This window comes from Pseudomonas sp. PDM32, assembly GCF_019219225.1.
GTDB classification, from domain to species: Bacteria; Pseudomonadota; Gammaproteobacteria; order Pseudomonadales; family Pseudomonadaceae; genus Aquipseudomonas; species Aquipseudomonas laurylsulfatiphila.
Genome location: NZ_JAHUWE010000001.1, coordinates 490,162 through 506,468, shown reverse-complemented (window position 1 = coordinate 506,468; position 16,307 = coordinate 490,162). Strand labels below are relative to the sequence as shown.

Annotated in this window: 15 protein-coding genes; 7 read left to right on the top strand and 8 right to left on the bottom strand. The window is 60.2% G+C overall.

Translation table 11 applies throughout. The annotated features are described in order from the left end of the window. Positions 1 to 8 precede the first annotated feature (8 nt). Together KW846_RS02385 and KW846_RS02380 are read left to right on the top strand one after the other, a co-directional pair. Positions 9 to 824 carry an ABC transporter substrate-binding protein gene (locus tag KW846_RS02385; RefSeq protein ID WP_007975447.1) on the top strand — a complete coding sequence of 272 codons (816 nt, stop codon included), beginning with the start codon at positions 9 to 11 and terminating at the stop codon, positions 822 to 824. 222 nt (positions 825 to 1,046) lie between these two features. After that, positions 1,047 to 2,909: a DEAD/DEAH box helicase gene (locus KW846_RS02380; RefSeq protein ID WP_102699937.1), complete on the top strand. Its 1,863-nt coding sequence runs from the start codon at positions 1,047 to 1,049 to the stop codon at positions 2,907 to 2,909. Positions 2,910 to 3,126: 217 nt separating this feature from the next. Here KW846_RS02380 and KW846_RS02375 read toward each other — a convergent pair whose 3' ends face one another. Together KW846_RS02375 and KW846_RS02370 are read right to left on the bottom strand one after the other, a co-directional pair. Continuing rightward, a complete protein-coding gene (locus KW846_RS02375) occupies positions 3,127 to 3,714 on the bottom strand; it encodes a YceI family protein (protein ID WP_007975445.1) in 588 nt (195 codons plus the stop codon). A gap of 32 nt (positions 3,715 to 3,746) precedes the next feature. Further along, positions 3,747 to 4,298 (bottom strand): cytochrome b, encoded by a 552-nt coding sequence (locus KW846_RS02370; protein ID WP_218481190.1) that lies wholly within the window; start codon positions 4,296 to 4,298, stop codon positions 3,747 to 3,749. 538 nt (positions 4,299 to 4,836) lie between these two features. Here KW846_RS02370 and KW846_RS02365 point away from each other — a divergent pair. Beyond that, positions 4,837 to 5,343 (top strand): hypothetical protein, encoded by a 507-nt coding sequence (locus KW846_RS02365; protein WP_218481189.1) that lies wholly within the window; start codon positions 4,837 to 4,839, stop codon positions 5,341 to 5,343. A 374-nt stretch (positions 5,344 to 5,717) separates the two neighbouring features. Here the strand turns inward: KW846_RS02365 and KW846_RS02360 are convergent, their stop codons facing one another. Further along, the gene (locus KW846_RS02360) at positions 5,718 to 7,475 is read right to left on the bottom strand and encodes a flavin monoamine oxidase family protein (RefSeq protein ID WP_218481188.1); all 1,758 of its coding nucleotides are present in this window, start codon (positions 7,473 to 7,475) and stop codon (positions 5,718 to 5,720) included. A gap of 223 nt (positions 7,476 to 7,698) precedes the next feature. Between KW846_RS02360 and KW846_RS02355 the strand changes: the two genes are divergently transcribed. Both KW846_RS02355 and KW846_RS02350 read left to right on the top strand, forming a co-directional pair. Further along, positions 7,699 to 9,105 (top strand): adenosylmethionine--8-amino-7-oxononanoate transaminase, encoded by a 1,407-nt coding sequence (locus KW846_RS02355; RefSeq protein ID WP_218481187.1) that lies wholly within the window; start codon positions 7,699 to 7,701, stop codon positions 9,103 to 9,105. A gap of 205 nt (positions 9,106 to 9,310) precedes the next feature. Then, complete coding sequence (locus KW846_RS02350; RefSeq protein WP_218481186.1) at positions 9,311 to 10,030, top strand: 16S rRNA (uracil(1498)-N(3))-methyltransferase; 720 nt, start codon at positions 9,311 to 9,313, stop codon at positions 10,028 to 10,030. Positions 10,031 to 10,111: 81 nt separating this feature from the next. Here the strand turns inward: KW846_RS02350 and KW846_RS02345 are convergent, their stop codons facing one another. From KW846_RS02345 to KW846_RS02335, 3 genes are read right to left on the bottom strand one after another with little or no spacing between them, the layout of a single operon-like run. Then, entirely contained in the window at positions 10,112 to 11,014 is a 903-nt protein-coding gene (locus KW846_RS02345) for a transporter substrate-binding domain-containing protein (RefSeq protein ID WP_218481185.1), read from the bottom strand. A 29-nt stretch (positions 11,015 to 11,043) separates the two neighbouring features. After that, positions 11,044 to 11,394, bottom strand: a complete 351-nt coding sequence (locus KW846_RS02340; protein WP_007975437.1) for a RidA family protein — start codon at positions 11,392 to 11,394, stop codon at positions 11,044 to 11,046. A gap of 27 nt (positions 11,395 to 11,421) precedes the next feature. Then, a complete protein-coding gene (locus KW846_RS02335; protein WP_218481184.1) occupies positions 11,422 to 12,663 on the bottom strand; it encodes a D-amino acid dehydrogenase in 1,242 nt (413 codons plus the stop codon). A 109-nt stretch (positions 12,664 to 12,772) separates the two neighbouring features. Between KW846_RS02335 and KW846_RS02330 the strand changes: the two genes are divergently transcribed. Further along, positions 12,773 to 13,690: a LysR family transcriptional regulator gene (locus KW846_RS02330; RefSeq protein WP_218481183.1), complete on the top strand. Its 918-nt coding sequence runs from the start codon at positions 12,773 to 12,775 to the stop codon at positions 13,688 to 13,690. Here the strand turns inward: KW846_RS02330 and KW846_RS02325 are convergent. Continuing rightward, positions 13,687 to 14,304, bottom strand: a complete 618-nt coding sequence (locus KW846_RS02325) for a hemolysin III family protein (protein WP_007975433.1) — start codon at positions 14,302 to 14,304, stop codon at positions 13,687 to 13,689. The genes KW846_RS02330 and KW846_RS02325 overlap by 4 nt on opposite strands. Before the next feature lie 212 nt (positions 14,305 to 14,516). Between KW846_RS02325 and KW846_RS02320 the strand changes: the two genes are divergently transcribed. Continuing rightward, complete coding sequence (locus KW846_RS02320) at positions 14,517 to 15,431, top strand: LysR substrate-binding domain-containing protein (RefSeq protein WP_007975432.1); 915 nt, start codon at positions 14,517 to 14,519, stop codon at positions 15,429 to 15,431. Between the two features lie 111 nt (positions 15,432 to 15,542). On the opposite strand, the gene madM is transcribed toward KW846_RS02320, so the two are convergent. Next, the gene (gene madM, locus KW846_RS02315) at positions 15,543 to 16,307 is read right to left on the bottom strand and encodes a malonate transporter subunit MadM (RefSeq protein ID WP_102673448.1); all 765 of its coding nucleotides are present in this window, start codon (positions 16,305 to 16,307) and stop codon (positions 15,543 to 15,545) included.

The following is a 16,307-nucleotide window of genomic DNA, read 5'->3' as shown; positions in this document are numbered from 1 at the left end:
TCAAGCCCATGCCTTTGATCACGCAGTTAATCGCCGTACTTGCCTTCACTTGCCTGAGCTTCGCCGCCCGGGGCGAGAAGTTGCGCATTGTCACGGAGCCGTGGGCGCCTTATGTGTACGAGGACAACGGCAAGTCACTGGGCCTGGACTACGAAACCACCGCCATTGTCTTCAACCGCCTGGGCATCGAAGTGGAGTGGCAGTTCCTGCCATGGAAACGCTGCCTGTCGATGCTTGAATCAGGCCAGGCCGACGGCGCGCTGGACATCTTTCACAGCGATGAGCGTGATGCGACCCTTCTCTACCCCAGCGAACCACTGTCTGAAGTGCAGTTCGTGTTGTTCTACGCCAATGACCGGCCCCATCCGTTTCGCACCCTTGATGACTTGCGCGGCCTGACCATCGGCACCTCGCCGGGTTACCTGTACAGCAAGGACTTCAGCGACTCCACGCTGTTCACTCGCGAGCCGGCGCCCACCCACGAAGCCAACTTCGGCAAACTGCTGCGCGGGCGGATTGACCTGTTGATTACCGACCGCCGGGTCGGCCAGCATTTGCTCGATGAACTGGGCATCCGCGACAAGATCACCGAGAACCCGACGATCATCAGCCAGCAAAGCCAGTTTCTCGCGGTGCGGCGCAATGCGGGCATGGATCTGCTGGTGCAACGTTTCGGTGCCGAACTCAAACGCTTCAAGCGCGAGCCCGCCTACGCCGAGCTGAGTGCCCGCTATGGCGCGGAACCGGCCGTCAACATGAAAACTGAAAAGACCACGGCCGCCACGGAAAAAACCGTTGAGCAGCAGGAAAGCGGCGCGCAGTGATTGCTCTGTTATACTCCGGCCTTCCCGCCAGGCTCACGCCCGGACGCCCGGAATCGTTAAAGGCATCTCAACCCCGCTACTGCGCAGCTTTCAGCCCGCGCGAGCGCTTGCAGACGAGCCTTCGAGACCCAGCAGGACCGGACGGGATTGCGTCCTCTTAAACGCCATTCGCGCCAGGCAAGACTCCCATTGGGCCAAGCCCTAACTAAAACAGGATTACTCATGTCCTTTGCTTCCCTCGGTCTCTCCGAGGCTTTAGTCCGCGCCATCGAGGCAGCGGGCTATACCGAGCCTACTCCGGTGCAACAGCGGGCCATTCCCGCCGTGTTGCAAGGTCGCGACCTGATGGTCGCGGCACAGACAGGTACTGGTAAAACCGGCGGTTTCGCCCTTCCGATCCTGGAGCGGTTGTTCCCCAACGGTCACCCGGACAAATCCCAGCGTCACGGCCCGCGCCAGCCGCGCGTGCTGGTCCTGACCCCGACTCGCGAACTCGCCGCGCAAGTGCATGAAAGCTTCAAGGTCTATGCCCGTGACCTGAAGTTCGTCAGCGCCTGCATCTTCGGTGGTGTCGGCATGAACCCGCAGGTTCAGGCCATGTCCCGTGGCGTAGACGTGCTGGTGGCCTGCCCTGGCCGCCTGCTCGATCTGGCCGGCCAAGGCAGCGTCGATCTGTCCCACGTGGAAATCCTCGTGCTGGACGAGGCCGACCGCATGCTCGACATGGGCTTCGTCCATGACGTGAAAAAAGTCCTGGCCCGACTGCCGGCCAAACGCCAAAACCTGCTGTTCTCGGCGACCTTCTCCAAGGACATCACCGACCTCGCCGGCAAGCTGCTGCACAACCCGGAACGCATCGAAGTCACGCCGCCGAACACCACGGTCGAGCGTATTGAACAGCGCGTATTCCGTCTGCCGGCCAGCCACAAGCGTGCCTTGCTGGCGCACCTGATCACCGCTGGCGCCTGGGAACAGGTACTGGTGTTCACCCGCACCAAGCACGGCGCCAACCGCCTGGCCGAGTACCTGGACAAACACGGCCTGAGCGCCGTCGCGATCCACGGCAACAAGAGCCAGAACGCCCGCACCAAAGCCCTGGCCGACTTCAAGGCCGGCACCGTGCGTATCCTGGTGGCCACCGACATCGCCGCCCGCGGCCTGGACATCGACCAGTTGCCACACGTGGTCAACTTCGAGCTGCCGAATGTCGATGAAGACTACGTGCACCGTATCGGCCGTACCGGTCGTGCCGGTCGTTCGGGCGAGGCGATTTCGCTGGTCGCCCCGGACGAAGAAAAACTGCTGAAAAGCATCGAGCGCATGACCAAGCAGAAAATCGCCGACGGCGACCTGATGGGCTTCGATGCAAGCACCATCGAGGCGGAAAAGCCTGAAGTGCGCGAGCGCCCGGACATGCGTAACCCGCGCAATCCGCGTGGCCCGCGCGGCGACGGCCCGAACGGCAGCGGTGGTGGCGGCGGTCGCAAGGACAAAGGCAAGGACAAGGGCAAGGAAAAACCGGCCGGCGAACGCGGCGAGCGCCCTGCCCGTCAGCAAAAGCCACGTGAAGGCACTCCGGCACGCGAACAGCGTCCGTCGCAGCCTCCTCGTGCCGCCGCTGACCGTGCCCCGGACGAGTTCCTGGACGACGATATCGATAACTTCGGTAACCGCGTTGACTACGTACCGCAGCAGAAACCCGCACAAGGCCGTGGTCGCCGTCCGGGTGCTCCGGCACAGGGCACCGCCGCAGGCACTCCACGTTCCGGCAAGCCACAAGGTCGCCAGAACGGTCCGCGCAACAGCGATGGCGCCAGCACCGGCACCCCGCCGGCCAAGCGTAGCGGTCCTCGCAGTGGCGCACCGCGCGATGGCCAGGCCCGCCGCGAAGACTCACGCAATCGCCGCCCGGCCCGTGACGACCAGCCTCGTTCGGAACCGGCTGTGCAGAACCCGCGTGGCCCGGCACCAAAGATCATGCACAAGGAATCGAAAGCCGACCGCTTCCCGACACCTGAGCAGCTGGATCAACTGCCAAGCCGTCCTCGTGGTGAGAAACCGGCATTGCTGACCCGCAATCGCTGAGTTATCGCCGCAATAAAAAATGCCCCGCGCCGAAAGGTCCGGGGCTTTTTTTTTGGTACTCCAACCCGCTTGTGAAGGAGCTGCCGAAGGCTGCGATCTTTTGCGCCTGAAAATCAAAAGATCGCAGCCTGCGGCAGCTCCTACAGGGGAATGTGTACGGCAATAAAAAACGCCCGCGCTCGGGGAGCAGCGGGCGTTTTTTTGTCAGCGGCGAAAGTTATTTCGCTTTGACACCTTCGAAGCTCACGTACATCTCAACCGCATCGGACGATGGGCCCAGGTCTTTCTGCTTGCCGAAATCGGAACGCTTGAGGCTGAAAGTACCCTCAAAGCCTGCACGGTAGCCGCCCCATGGATCCTTGCCTTCACCCAGGAAAGTGGCCTTGACCACGATTGGCTTGGTTACACCGAGGATCGTCAGGTCGCCAGCCACGTCAGCAGTGTCCTTGCCAGCGGCGTTTTTGCCGGTGGGTTTGACGCTGGTGGAAACAAACGTGGCTTTGCTGGCGTTCAGGAAGTCTTTGCTGGCGATGTGCTTGTCACGCTCGGCGTTGTTGGTGAACACGCTGGCGGTGTTCACGTTGAACTCGATCTTGCTGTCTTCAGGCTTGGCAGCGTCGAAGCTGAACTTGCCGTCGATGTCCTTGAAAGTACCGGTGATGAAGCTGTAACCCAGATGGCTGATTTTGAAGTCGACGAAGGCATGCTGGCCTTCTTTGTCGACCACGTAGTCAGCGGCCATTACGTTACCAGCGGACAACAGGGCCGAACCGATTGCCAGAGCGGCCAGAGTCTTTTTCAACATGCTTTGTTTTCCTTGGGAGTCGAGGTTGAACTTCAGGCTTTGCGACCCAGCATTCGCTTGAGGGTCACATCACGGTCGATAAAGTGGTGTTTCAATGCTGCCAACGCATGGAGGCCGGAAAAAATTACCAGCACCCACGCCAGATAGAGGTGAATCGCGCCAGCGGTATCTGCCTGGTCCGGCAATCCGGATACCAGAGCAGGAACTTCAAACAAGCCAAACACCGGGATACCGACACCTTCTGCGGTGGAAATCAGGTAACCGGCAATCAACACGGCAAACAGACTGAGGTACAGAAAGCCATGACCGAACTTTGCGCCGAGGCGCGTCATGCGGCTGTAGCTGGCCAGGGTTGGCGGCGGCGGGCTGATGAAGCGCCACAGTACCCGCAGCAGCATCACACCCAGCACCACCAGGCCGATGCTCTTGTGCAGGTCCGGCGCGTCTTTGCGCCAGGTGCTGTAGTAGTCGAGCCCGACCATCCACAACCCAAGCGCGAACAAACCGAACACGGCCAGCGCCACGCCCCAGTGCATGAAGATGCTGACCCAGCCGTAGCGGGAGGTAGAGTTTCGTAGCTGCATTGCCTGGATCCCTGTAAGTGCTGGCCCAAGAGTATCGAGTTATCTATCGAATTAAAGCGGAAAAATTTGCTTTGAAATATCGAAAAATACGATCAACAGTCTGAAGCCTGCGAGTTAAGGAAAGATTAAAGTCGAAATTGTGAGAAAAAGTGAATACAAACCAGAGAACACCTGTATCAAAAGATTTATTCGATCCCGGTGCCGGCTTTTTCCAGGCAAAAAAAAGCGCGACCCTTGAGCCGAATGCTGATCGGTAAAGGATTTTGTGGGAGCGAGCCTGCTCGCGATGGGCTCAAGAACACCGAGGGTACCCAGTGGGTCTGCATCACCGTTAACGACCATCGCGAGCAAGCTCGCTCCTACAGTGAGTGACGGCGCACCTTCACCGATCCAGAGCCCTTGATGGCGGCCGTTGCCTTTCTGTTTCACGCGAACCTGTAATGTAGGTTTTTTAGAAAAGATATAAACATGTATAGCCACTTTCGATTTTTAACCTGATTGAATGAGAGCTCAACAACTCATTAATTAATGAAAAAACATGGCTATTACTTACACACAATTTCAAGCAAGCGGCTCGCCTTTGCTGCCTCCCAATCAAAGGATGTCGCCGGGGCAGTACCTTATGTCCGCGAATGGACGCTTTAGATTGATATTACAGACTGATGGTAATCTGGTCATTAAGGATGGTGAAGCTGTAATCTGGGTTGCAGATAGCAATCAGCCTTACAGCCGAACTACCTACCCAAAAAGAATGCGAGAGCCTCTGATGTTTGCAATCAGCAATAGTGGTTTTCTATATGACCCTTCCAGAAGGCGTTTATGGATTGCTGAAAGTACCCATAGCATTGATAAATCGCTTTGGTATAACACTTGTATGGTTATTCAAGATGATGGAAATTTGGTCATTTACGATCAGCGCACGGGCAGCCTGCGTTGGGCCCGCTTTGGATTCGTCCCTGGTCGCATTCCAAAGCCGAAGCAGGTCAACGTTTTATTTGAAAGCATAGAAATCAAAACTTGGAAACTCTCATTAGACCCTCTTTAACCGTGCAAGCTATTTACAACCTTAAGAACTTTTGAAAACCGGAGGTGGTTGTAAACAATCCGGATCGTACGGATTTATCTGGCATTTATAGGCCAGTTCATGGCCGTATCCCTTAGGAAACCATTCGCTACTTACACAGCCAGAAAGTGCCACCAACATAACTATTACTGTTAATGATTTCATACATCCTCCTGTTATCTGAAGAACATAAAGTTAAAGCTCAACACCCTGCTATCATTTAGTTCCGAATATTTCGTGGGAAGCTTCTGATGCATCGCTGCCGCATGTAGGACCGCGCAGAAAAAACGGTTGTTTCATTTTTTTATGGCAAAAAAAACGCGGCCCTTGAGCCGCGCTTTTTTTACACCTGAACGTTACTGCGCCTTGGCATCCGTTGCCGGAGTCGCAGCCGGTTTGGCCACTGGCTTCTTGGCCGGCTCGACTTTCTTGGCGGGTGCCTTGGCCGGGGCTTTTTTCGCCTCGGTCTTGGCGGCTGGTTTCGCCGGAGCTTTCTTGGCTGGCTCGGTTTTTACCGGTGCCGCAGGCTTCGGTGCTTCCACCGGTGCCGGCGCGGCGGCCGGGGCTGGCGCCGGAGCAGGTGCTGGCGGTGCAACAGGCTCAGGTGCCTTGGCCGGTTCCGGCTTCTTCTCGTCATCCGAGCCGCCGAACAGGTTGCTGAAGAAGTTGCCCTTCTTCGCCGCCACCGCACCAGCGCCTGCCGCAGCAGCCGCTGCCGGGGCTACTTTGGCCGGCTCGAACGACTTGCCCGCCGCCAGGTCTTCAACCTGGCTGGCTGCACGCTGACCGGTGCGCAGCGCGCCTTCCAGGGTGCCCGGATACAGGGTATCGGTGTGTTCGCCAGCGAAGGTTACGCGCTGAATCGGGCGTTCCCACAGACGCCAGAACTTGCTGATCTGTCCCGGGCCGAAGGCCAGGTAGGCGCCACCAGTCGACGGGTCAGTGCTGTAGCGACGGATTTCATAACCGGTGAACGAACCACGGGCCTGTGGATAGAACGCGTGCAGGCGGATCAACACCTGATCGACCATCTGCTTGTCGCCGAACGCCTGCATCACCCGCGCATTGTCGCCGGACAGGTTGATCACCACGTTGGCGCCACCCTTCAGGGCAGGCTCGATCCACAACATGCCCAGGCCGGTGTTGCTGTAGATCTCGCCGGACATGCGCGCCTTGCTTTCCCACACCGGCGTCTTGAACTTCAGCATGATCTGGTCGCGCCAACCGTAGTTGGTGCCCTTGATCGCTGCCAGGTGCTGGGCGTCCAGCGCCGGGGTCATCTGGATCTTGTTCAGGGCGCGCAATGGTACGGCCAACACCACGTAGTCAGCCTGGTAGCCGACGCTGTCGACTTTGACGGTCACGCCGTCCTTGTCTTGAATGATCGCAGAGACCGGGGAATTGGTCTTGATGGTTTTCAGCTGCTTGACCAGGGCCTGGGCCAGCACCGGGCTGCCACCGACCAGGCGCGAAGCACGCAGGTCACGATCGGAGACGCCACGGTAGACGCGGCTCTGCTGTGCGAAGTACAGCAGCGACAAACGCGATGGTTCGTCGTAGCGGGTACGGATCTGCTGGTTGATCAACTGGCGGGCGGTGGCCGGCAGGTTCTGCTTGTCGAGCCAGCTCGACACGTTGATCTGATCCAGCGCGTGTAGCGTGTTGTTGGCGGCCGGGTTCAGCGGGTCGTCAATCGAACGCGCCAGATCGTCCAGAGTCTTGTCAAAACGCTTGAGCGCCTCGGCGGTGGCCGGTTGTTTGGTCGCCAGATCGGCGGCAGAGAAATACTCGCCATCGATCAGGTAGCCTGGGGTCCGCACGAATTCAGGGGCCGGTGTGGTGCTCAGCTTGAAGTTCGATACGTACTTGTTCAGCACCGGCTGGGTCTTGTCGTTGCCGATCCACTCGCTGGTGGCCATGCCGGAACGGCCGCCCAGGCTCGACTTGGCTTCCAGCAGGGTGACCTGCCAGCCCTTGTTCTGCAGCTCGTACGCGGCAGTCAGGCCCGACAGGCCGCCGCCGATCACGATCGCGGTTTTATCCTTGGCCAGCGCAGACACGCTGAACAGCCCCAACACCACCAGCGCACAGGCGCGCAGCCAACCGACAGACATTCAGCGAACTCCGGAATCACACGAGGAAAACAGCAGTTTTTGCGAGCCAGACGGCTCAAGAAGCGCGAAGGATACGTCAGCTATCAGGCACCTGCCAGCAACGTCTATCGGCCAGGACAAAGTAGCTCTTTCGACACAATGGGTTGTCCCCGTGGCACGCATTGCATAGGCTTGCCCGATTGTTTGTCCGCGCAGGTCACGGACCGCCTCCAGGAGAGTGAAAATGGGCCTGAATAATCAGTGGATGCAACGCGATCTCGCCGTGTTGTGGCACCCCTGCACCCAGATGAAAGATCACGAACAACTGCCGCTGATCCCGATTAAACGCGGAGAAGGCGTGTGGCTGGAAGACTTCGAAGGCAAACGCTACCTCGATGCGGTCAGCTCCTGGTGGGTCAATGTGTTCGGGCACGCCAACCCGCGGATCAATCAGCGCATCAAGGACCAGGTTGATCAGCTCGAACATGTGATCCTTGCCGGTTTCAGTCATCAACCGGTGATCGAGCTGTCCGAGCGCCTGGTGAAGATGACGCCGGAAGGCCTGACCCGGTGCTTCTACGCCGATAACGGCTCGTCCTGCATCGAAGTAGCGCTGAAAATGAGCTTTCACTACTGGCTCAATCGCGGTCAGCCGAACAAGAAGCGCTTCGTCACCCTGACCAACAGCTACCACGGCGAAACCATGGCGGCGATGTCGGTGGGCGACGTGCCGCTGTTCACCGAGACCTACAAGGCGCTGTTGATGGACACCATCAAAGTGCCAAGCCCGGACTGCTACCAGCGTCCCGAGGGCATGAGCTGGGAAGAACACTCGCGCAATATGTTCGCCGCGATGGAGCAGACCCTGGCCGAGAACCATGACAGCGTCGCAGCCGTGATTGTCGAGCCGCTGATCCAGGGTGCCGGTGGCATGCGCATGTACCACCCGGTGTACCTCAAGCTGCTGCGCGAAGCCTGCGACCGCTACGGCGTGCACCTGATCCACGACGAAATCGCTGTCGGTTTCGGCCGCACCGGGACGATGTTCGCCTGTGAACAGGCCGGTATCCGCCCGGACTTCCTGTGCCTGTCCAAGGCCCTGACCGGCGGCTATCTGCCACTGGCGGCGTGCATGACTACAGACGAGGTCTACAGCGCCTTCTACGACGACTACCCGACCCTGCGCGCCTTCCTGCACTCCCACAGCTACACCGGCAACCCGCTGGCGTGCGCAGCGGCCCTGGCGACCCTGGATATTTTCGAAGAAGACAACGTCATCGAGAACAACAAGGCCCTGGCGCAACGCATGGATTCGTCGACGGCGCATCTGGTGGATCACCCGAACGTGTCCGAAGTGCGCCAGACCGGCATGGTGCTGGCCATCGAGATGGTCAAGGACAAGGCCAGCAAAGAGGCTTACCCGTGGCAGGAACGCCGTGGCCTGAAGGTGTTCCAGCACGCCCTGGAGCGCGGTGCTTTACTGCGCCCATTGGGCAGCGTGGTGTATTTCCTGCCGCCGTATGTGATCACCCCGGAACAGATCGACTTCCTGGCCGAAGTGGCCAGTGAAGGGATCGACATCGCCACCCGTGACAGCGTCAGCGTGGCGGTGCCGAAGGACTTCCATCCGGGGTTCCGTGATCCGGGCTGACAGTCACTGATTACCCTGTGGCGAGGGGGCTTGCCCCCGTTGGGTCGCATAGCGACCCCAGATTCGGCAACCTGGTTTCCCCAGATAAATCGCATCAGCAGGATTTGCGACTGCTTCGCAGCCGAACGGGGGCAAGCCCCCTCGCCACAAAAAGCTACTCCGACACACTTACGATGCCGAACATTAGATTCAGTAGAGACCCCGCATGAGACTGTCCCGCTTCTTCATCGACGCCCCCCTGAGCACCGGCGAGCACGAGTTGCCCGAAGCCCAGGCCCATTACATCAGCCGCGTGCTGCGCATGGCCGAGGGCGATGCGTTGCAATTGTTCGACGGCTCGGGCCAGGAGTTTCGCGCCCGGCTGGTCGAAGTCGGCAAAAAACGCGTCGTGGTGCAGATCGATGAAAGCTTTGCCGGGCAGATCGAATCGCCATTGCAAATCCATCTCGGCCAAGGCCTGTCCCGAGGCGAGCGCATGGACTGGGCGATTCAGAAAGCCACGGAACTGGGCGTCAGCGAAATCACCCCGATCTTCACCGAACGCTGCGAAGTCCGGCTCAAGGACGAGCGCGCCGACAAACGCCTGCTGCACTGGCGCCAGGTGGCGATCAGCGCTTGCGAGCAATGCGGCCGTTCACGGTTACCGCTGATTCATCCGCCACTGTTGCTGGCTGACTGGTTGAAGCAGACGCAAGCCGAGTTGAAGCTGGTGCTGCACCCGGTGGCCGAGCCGCTGGTGAGCCATGCCAAACCTTCAAGTCTGGCATTCCTGATCGGTCCGGAGGGCGGTTTGTCCGATGCCGAAGTCGATCAGGCCAAGGCCGGCGGCTTCCACGCCGCCCGCCTCGGTCCACGAGTGCTGCGCACCGAAACCGCGCCGGTGGTGGCGTTGGCGGTTGCCCAGCAACTCTGGGGGGATTTCTGAATAGATCGCAGCCTGCGACAGCTCCTACAGGATGTACGCCATCCAATTGTAGGAGCTGCCGCAGGCTGCGATCTTTTGCATTTACTGCACCGGATCACTCACCGGCTTGGCAATGATCGCCTTGAGTTCGCTGGTCATCGGGAACTCAAGGTTCAAACCCTTCGGCGGGATCGGCTGCTCGAACCAGCGTTTGTAGATGCCATTGATCTCGCCCGAGCTGTACAGATCCGCCAACGCACCGTTGACCAGCGCCAGGAACTGCGGATCGTCCTTGCGTACCATACAGCTGTAGATTTCCTTCGATTGCTCCTCCCCGACCACTACCCATTTGTGCGGGTCGTTAGCTTTTGCGCGCTCGCCATAGAGCAGCGCGTCGTCCATGTAGAACGCCACCGCCCGGCCCGACTGCAGCATCTGGAAGGCTTCGCCGTGGTCCTTGGCGCTGATCACGAACATGTCGATCTTGTGATCGACGTTGTAGCTTTTCAGGAAGCGCTCGTTGGTGGTGCCAGCGGTGGTCACCACATTCTTGCCGCGCAGGTCAGCGAAGCTCTTGATCCCGCTGTCCTTCGCGGTCAGCAACTGGCCTTTGACGTAGATGAAACCATAAGAGAACGCCACCTGCTTCTGTCGTTCGGCGGTCACGCCGGTGGAGCCGCACTCCAGGTCCACGGTGCCGTTTTGCACCAGTGGAATACGGGTCTGCGAGGTCACCAGGTTGTACTTCACCTTCAAGTCCGGCAGCGCCAGTTGCTGCTGGATGCGCTCGACGATCTTGCCCGCCAGATCCACCGAGTACCCCATCGGCTTTCCGCTGTGATCACCCACGTAGGAGAACGGCACCGAAGCATCGCGATAGCCCAGGGTGATGCTGTTGGCGCTGGCGATTTTGCTCAGGGTGCCGGTCAGCGGCGCTTCATTGGCCTGAACCTGACTGCCGAGCAACAGGCCAAGCGTACAAGCGAGCAACGTGATTTTTTGCATTGTTATTCTCCGTTGTGGGTGTTGGTTTATCAGACGCGTGCAGCGATGACGGTGATTTCCACCAGCACCTGCGGGCGGGCCAGTTCGGCCTGCACGGTGGTGCGGCTCGGTGCCTGCCCCGGCGATAGCCAGGCCGACCAGACCTCGTTCATCGCGGCGAAATCCTCGGTGATGTTCTTCAGGTAAATGGTCGCACTGAGCAGATGATCCTTGTCGCTGCCCGCCTCGGCCAGCAAGGTATCGATTTTCGCCAGCACTTCGCGGGTCTGGCCGCTGGCATCCCGGGCATCGCCCGGCACCTGCCCGGAGAGAAACACCAGGTCGCCAAAGGTCACGGCGCCAGACAGGCGCGGGTTGCTGTGCAGTCGGGTAATGGTCATTGCAGTGTCCTCTTCAGAAATCAGTATTCAGGCGGCCCGGTGGCTGAAACCCTGAAGGTCAATGGACGGCTGGCGCTCGCCGATCAGCTCGCTGAGCAAGCGCCCGCTGCCACATGCCAGGGTGAAACCCAGCGCGCCGTGGCCGAGGTTGAGCCACAGGTTGCGATAGGCCGTCACGCCCAGCAACGGCACGCCGCTAGGGGTGGCCGGGCGCATGCCAGCCCACTCGACGGCTTTGTCATAGGCGCCGGCATTTGGAAAGGTGTCATGGGCCTGACGCTTGATCAGCGCCAGGCGCTTGGGGTCCAAAGCAGGATCGAAGCCGACAATGTCGACCATTGCCGCCACTCGCAATTGCTTGCCGATGCGGGCATAGACGATCTTGCGGTCGTAGTCGGTGATGCTCACGTCCGGCGCCCGGTGACCGGCGCCGATCGGCACGGTCAGGCTGTAGCCCTTGAGCGGATAAAGTGGCAGTTGCAGCCCGGGAAGCGCCAACAGCGGACTGCGGTGACCGGCGGCGATCACCAGTTGATCGACCGGCAGTACTTGCTCGCCCAGTTCGATGGCGTTGACGCTGCCGTTGCTGTGGCGGATGCCGGTTACCGCTTGCCCGAGACGAAACTCGCAACGGCCGGACGCTTGCAGCCGGCCGGCCAGTTGCTGGCAAAAACCGTGGCAGTCGCCCACCTCTTCGTCCGGGGTGTAGATCGCCCCGACAAAGGGCGCATCGATCAGCGCCGGTTCCAGTAGCGCGCATTCGGCCGGCGACAACACCTGCTGTTGCTGCGGGTCGGCCAGGCTCTGACGCGCACGCTCGAAGCTGCTGTTCTGGCGGAAAGTCACCAGTTTGCCATTGCGCCGCCACTGGAATCCCGTCAGCCCATCGTCCTCGCGCCAGGACTTCAATGTGTCCTGGCTGAACAGCGCCAGGCGCAGCAGGTGCGAGGCGTTCTCGCGGTTGACCGAGCGGCGGCAGGCGCCGAGGAACGATGCCATCCAGCGCCACTGGGCCGGGTCAAAGCGCGGGCGCAGCTTCAACGGTGAGTCGCCGCGCAGCATCCAGCCAATGGCTTGCAAAGGCACACCGGCGTCGGCCAGGGGCGCGACATAGCGATAGGACAACTGGCCGCCGTTGGCGAAGCTGGTTTCGCTGCCCAGCGAGCCCCGTGCCTCGACCACCGTCACTTCAAAGCCGTCGCGCACCAGCGCATAGGCCGTTGCCAGGCCAATCACACCGCCACCGATGATGCACACACGCTGAGCCATGTCCGTCCTTAAAACCGTTGTGAAGACGAGGCCAAGGTTAGAGCCAGGTGACAGACGTTGAACAATGCATAAAAATGGCAACCCCATAAACAAAGGTTATGGACTTGCCATGCGCCTTCGCCATATCGAGATTTTCCAGGCCATCCGCCAGACCGGTTCGATCAGCGCTGCCGCGCAATTGCTGCACGTCTCGCAGCCGGCGGTGAGCAAGGTGTTGCAGCACGCCGAGCAACAATTGGGTTTCCCGTTGTTCCTGCGGGTACGCGGCAAGTTGCAGGCGACGCCGGAAGCGCTGGAACTGGAGCGTGAAGTGGACAAGGTCAGTGAAAGCCTGCAAGGCGTGCGACGTCTGGCGCAGAGCCTGCGCCGCGAACCGGGCCACAGCCTGCGCATCGGTGCCACCCCGGCGCTGGCCCTGTCATTGCTGCCGCCGGCCATTCACGAATGGACTGGGCGATACCCGGACATCGCTTGCGAACTCTCCAGCGCCCACAGTCGCGAACTGGTGCAGAACCTGTTGATGCGCGAAGTGGATGTCGCCCTGACCCTGCAACGCCCGGATCACCCGGGGCTCAAGGCCCAGGCGCTGGCGTCCGGTGTGCTGGTGGCGCTGGCGCCGAGTGGTTACTGGCCTCAGGAAGAGGTGGGTAAACCGTTGCCGCTGATGGCGCTGGCGGATGCGCCACTGATCGGTTTATCCAGCGCCGATCCACTGGCCGCGCGGCTCGACAGTTACCTGGAAGCGGTCGAACCGCCGCCCCGGGTACGCATCGCCGTGCAAACCTACTCACTGGCACGGGCGATGGTGGAATCCGGCGCGGGCCTGGCGGTGATCGATCCGTTCACCGCCCTTGGCGCCTCTCCCGCCAACACAATGATCCGCCCTCTGGCACCGCCGTTACCCATCACCCTGTACGCAGTGACCCGTGCCGCCGAACCGCCGCCACACACCTTGAACGACCTGTTGCAGGTATTCAGCCGCCGAGCCCAGGAGCAACTGGATCGGTTGGCCCCGGTACAGCCTTAAAGGACATAAAAGAAAATCGCCACAAAGTGCAGCAAACTCCCGGCGATAACAAACAGATGCCAGATCCCGTGGGCATGGCGCAGGCGATGATCAAGGGCAAAAAAGATTATCCCCACCGTGTACAACACCCCGCCCGAGGCCAACCACGCAAACCCGGCGCCGCCCAGCGCCGCGAGCAGCGGCTTGACCGCCACCAGCACGATCCAGCCCATCACCGCATAAATCACGATCGACAGAATCCGCGCCTCCGAACGCGGCTTGATCTCTTGCAGGATACCGATCAGCGCCAGCCCCCAGACAATCCCGAACAAGGTCCAGCCCCACGGCCCGCGCAGGGTCACCAGGCAGAACGGCGTGTAGCTGCCGGCGATCAACAGGTAGATCGAGAAGTGATCGACCTTCTGCATGATCGCTTTCTTGCGTCCGCGCACGCTGTGGTACACGGTCGATGCGCTGTAAAGCACCAGCAAGGTAAAGGCGTAGATCGCCATGCTGACAATCTTCCACGGGCTGCCGTCGAGACTGGCCAGCACAATCAGCCACACCCCGCCGATAAACGCCGCCACAGCCCCGGCCAGATGCGTCCAGGCGTTCAGTCTTTCTCCGTGATACATCGATTACCCGCCTTAAAAAATGGTTACCGCAAAACAAGGCTCAAGCCTCAAGCGTAAAAGTGCAATGTTTCCGTACGTCACGATTCCTGTAGGAGCTGCCGAAGGCTGCGATCTTTTGATCTTCAACGTCAAAAGATCGCAGCCTTCGGCAGCTCCTACAACGCTCAGTGTTTAACGGGCACAATTGACCGATACCAAAAAGAGTCCGCCCCATGCTGATCGATGAAGAGTTGACCCTGAAAAAACTCGAGGTGTTCCTGGCCTTCATGCGCACCGGCAACCTGGCACGCGCCGCCGCCGAATTGCAGACCAGCAACGTCAGCGTGCATCGGGCGATCCATTCCCTGGAAAGTGCCCTGCGCTGCCCGTTGTTCAAGCACGAAGGCCGCAACCTCACACCGCTGGAAAGCGCTTACGTGCTGGAAGAGCGGGCGCAGAAGCTGATTCAGGATGTCGTCGAAAGCGTGCGCCTGACCCGCGAGGCCGCCGGGTTCTCGGCCGAGCGCTTCAAGTTGGGCTCGCTGTATTCGCTGACGGTGAAGACCGTACCGCAACTGATCATGGGCTTGAAAATCCGCCGCAGCGAACTCAACATCGACCTGATTCTGGGCTCCAATATCGACCTGCTCTACAAGCTCAAGAACATGGAAGTCGATGCGGCCCTGGTGTCGCTGGACGAGAGTGTCAACGATCCGGATTGCGAGCAGATCCCGCTGTTTTCCGACGACATATTCCTCGCCACACCTGCCGACTCGAAGTTTGCCCAGCGGACTGAAGTCGACCTGGCCGAAGTCCGCGACGAAACCTTCATCACCCTGACCCAGGGCTTCGCCACCCATCAGGACGGCAAACGGGTATTCGAGCAGGCAGGGTTCGAGCCGAAGGTGGCGATGCAGGTCAACGACATCTTCACCCTGCTGAGCATGGTCAGTTCGGGCGTGGGTTATGCGTTGCTGCCGGGGCGGATTGCGGCGGTGTACGAGAACCGGGTGAAGCTGATCCCGTTGCAGGAAAAGTACCGTTTGCAGCAACACATTGGCGTGGTGTTCCTGAAGGCCAAGGAGCGTGATCCGAACCTGCTGGCGTTGCTGGCGGAGTGTCGGATGTATGCCAATCGCCAAGCCTGAAACCGAGTCGCACCCTTCGCGAGCAAGCCCGCTCCCACATTCGACCGCATTCCAAATGTGGGAGCGGGCTTGCTCGCGAAAGCGTCAGACCCGACAACTCAGCCCCTGAACCTAGCCCACAATCCCGCGAACAATGAAGAACAACAGCGAAGGCCCGAGCAAGCAGCCAAGCCCGGTGTGAAAGGTCGCGGTCAACGCGCCATAAGGCACCAGGCGCCGGTCCGTCGCCGCCAAGCCGGCAGTCACGCCACTGACCGTCCCGGCCAGCCCGCCAAACACCATCGCCGAACGCGGGTTGTCCAGGCCCATCCAGCGCGCCGCCATCGGCGTGCCCACCATCACCAGGATCGCCTTGATCAGGCCGGTGGCAATCGACAGCGCCACCACATCGGAACTGGCGCCAATCGCGGCCCCGGTCACTGGGCCGACGATGTAAGTCACCGCACCGGCGCCAATGGTGGTCATGCTCACCGCGTCGCGGTAACCGAATACCCAGGCCATGCACGCGCCGACAATGAACGGCAGCACTGTTCCCAACAGCAGCGCGATCACGCCAATCAAACCGGCCTTTTTCGCTTCGGTGGCCTGCACCTCGAATGCCGTGGCGACGATGGCAAAGTCCCGCAGCATGGCGCCGCCCATCAACCCGATGCCGGAAAACAGCGTCAAATCCGCCAGGCCCTTTTGCCCGCCGGTCATCGTTCCGCCAACCCAGGCCAGCACCAGGCCGATGACGATGGCAATCGCCGAGCCGTGGATGCGTCCGAAGGTCAGGCGCTTGGAGATCACCACTGACACCCACATGATCACGCCGACGAAGGCGAATGCGGTGACCAGACCGTTGTGTTCCAGACCGTTCTTGATCAAATCCCACAT

Coding starts and splice junctions, on each gene's coding strand:
- KW846_RS02340 (WP_007975437.1), bottom strand. CDS start 11,394: ATGACCATTACCCGACTGCACAGCAACCCGCGCCTGTCTGGCGCCGTG.
- KW846_RS02320 (WP_007975432.1), top strand. CDS start 14,517: ATGCTGATCGATGAAGAGTTGACCCTGAAAAAACTCGAGGTGTTCCTG.
- KW846_RS02325 (WP_007975433.1), bottom strand. CDS start 14,304: ATGTATCACGGAGAAAGACTGAACGCCTGGACGCATCTGGCCGGGGCT.
- KW846_RS02385 (WP_007975447.1), top strand. CDS start 9: ATGCCTTTGATCACGCAGTTAATCGCCGTACTTGCCTTCACTTGCCTG.
- KW846_RS02350 (WP_218481186.1), top strand. CDS start 9,311: ATGAGACTGTCCCGCTTCTTCATCGACGCCCCCCTGAGCACCGGCGAG.
- madM (WP_102673448.1), bottom strand. CDS start 16,307: ATGTGGGATTTGATCAAGAACGGTCTGGAACACAACGGTCTGGTCACC.
- KW846_RS02375 (WP_007975445.1), bottom strand. CDS start 3,714: ATGTTGAAAAAGACTCTGGCCGCTCTGGCAATCGGTTCGGCCCTGTTG.
- KW846_RS02370 (WP_218481190.1), bottom strand. CDS start 4,298: ATGCAGCTACGAAACTCTACCTCCCGCTACGGCTGGGTCAGCATCTTC.
- KW846_RS02345 (WP_218481185.1), bottom strand. CDS start 11,014: ATGCAAAAAATCACGTTGCTCGCTTGTACGCTTGGCCTGTTGCTCGGC.
- KW846_RS02360 (WP_218481188.1), bottom strand. CDS start 7,475: ATGTCTGTCGGTTGGCTGCGCGCCTGTGCGCTGGTGGTGTTGGGGCTG.
- KW846_RS02365 (WP_218481189.1), top strand. CDS start 4,837: ATGGCTATTACTTACACACAATTTCAAGCAAGCGGCTCGCCTTTGCTG.
- KW846_RS02380 (WP_102699937.1), top strand. CDS start 1,047: ATGTCCTTTGCTTCCCTCGGTCTCTCCGAGGCTTTAGTCCGCGCCATC.
- KW846_RS02355 (WP_218481187.1), top strand. CDS start 7,699: ATGGGCCTGAATAATCAGTGGATGCAACGCGATCTCGCCGTGTTGTGG.
- KW846_RS02335 (WP_218481184.1), bottom strand. CDS start 12,663: ATGGCTCAGCGTGTGTGCATCATCGGTGGCGGTGTGATTGGCCTGGCA.
- KW846_RS02330 (WP_218481183.1), top strand. CDS start 12,773: ATGCGCCTTCGCCATATCGAGATTTTCCAGGCCATCCGCCAGACCGGT.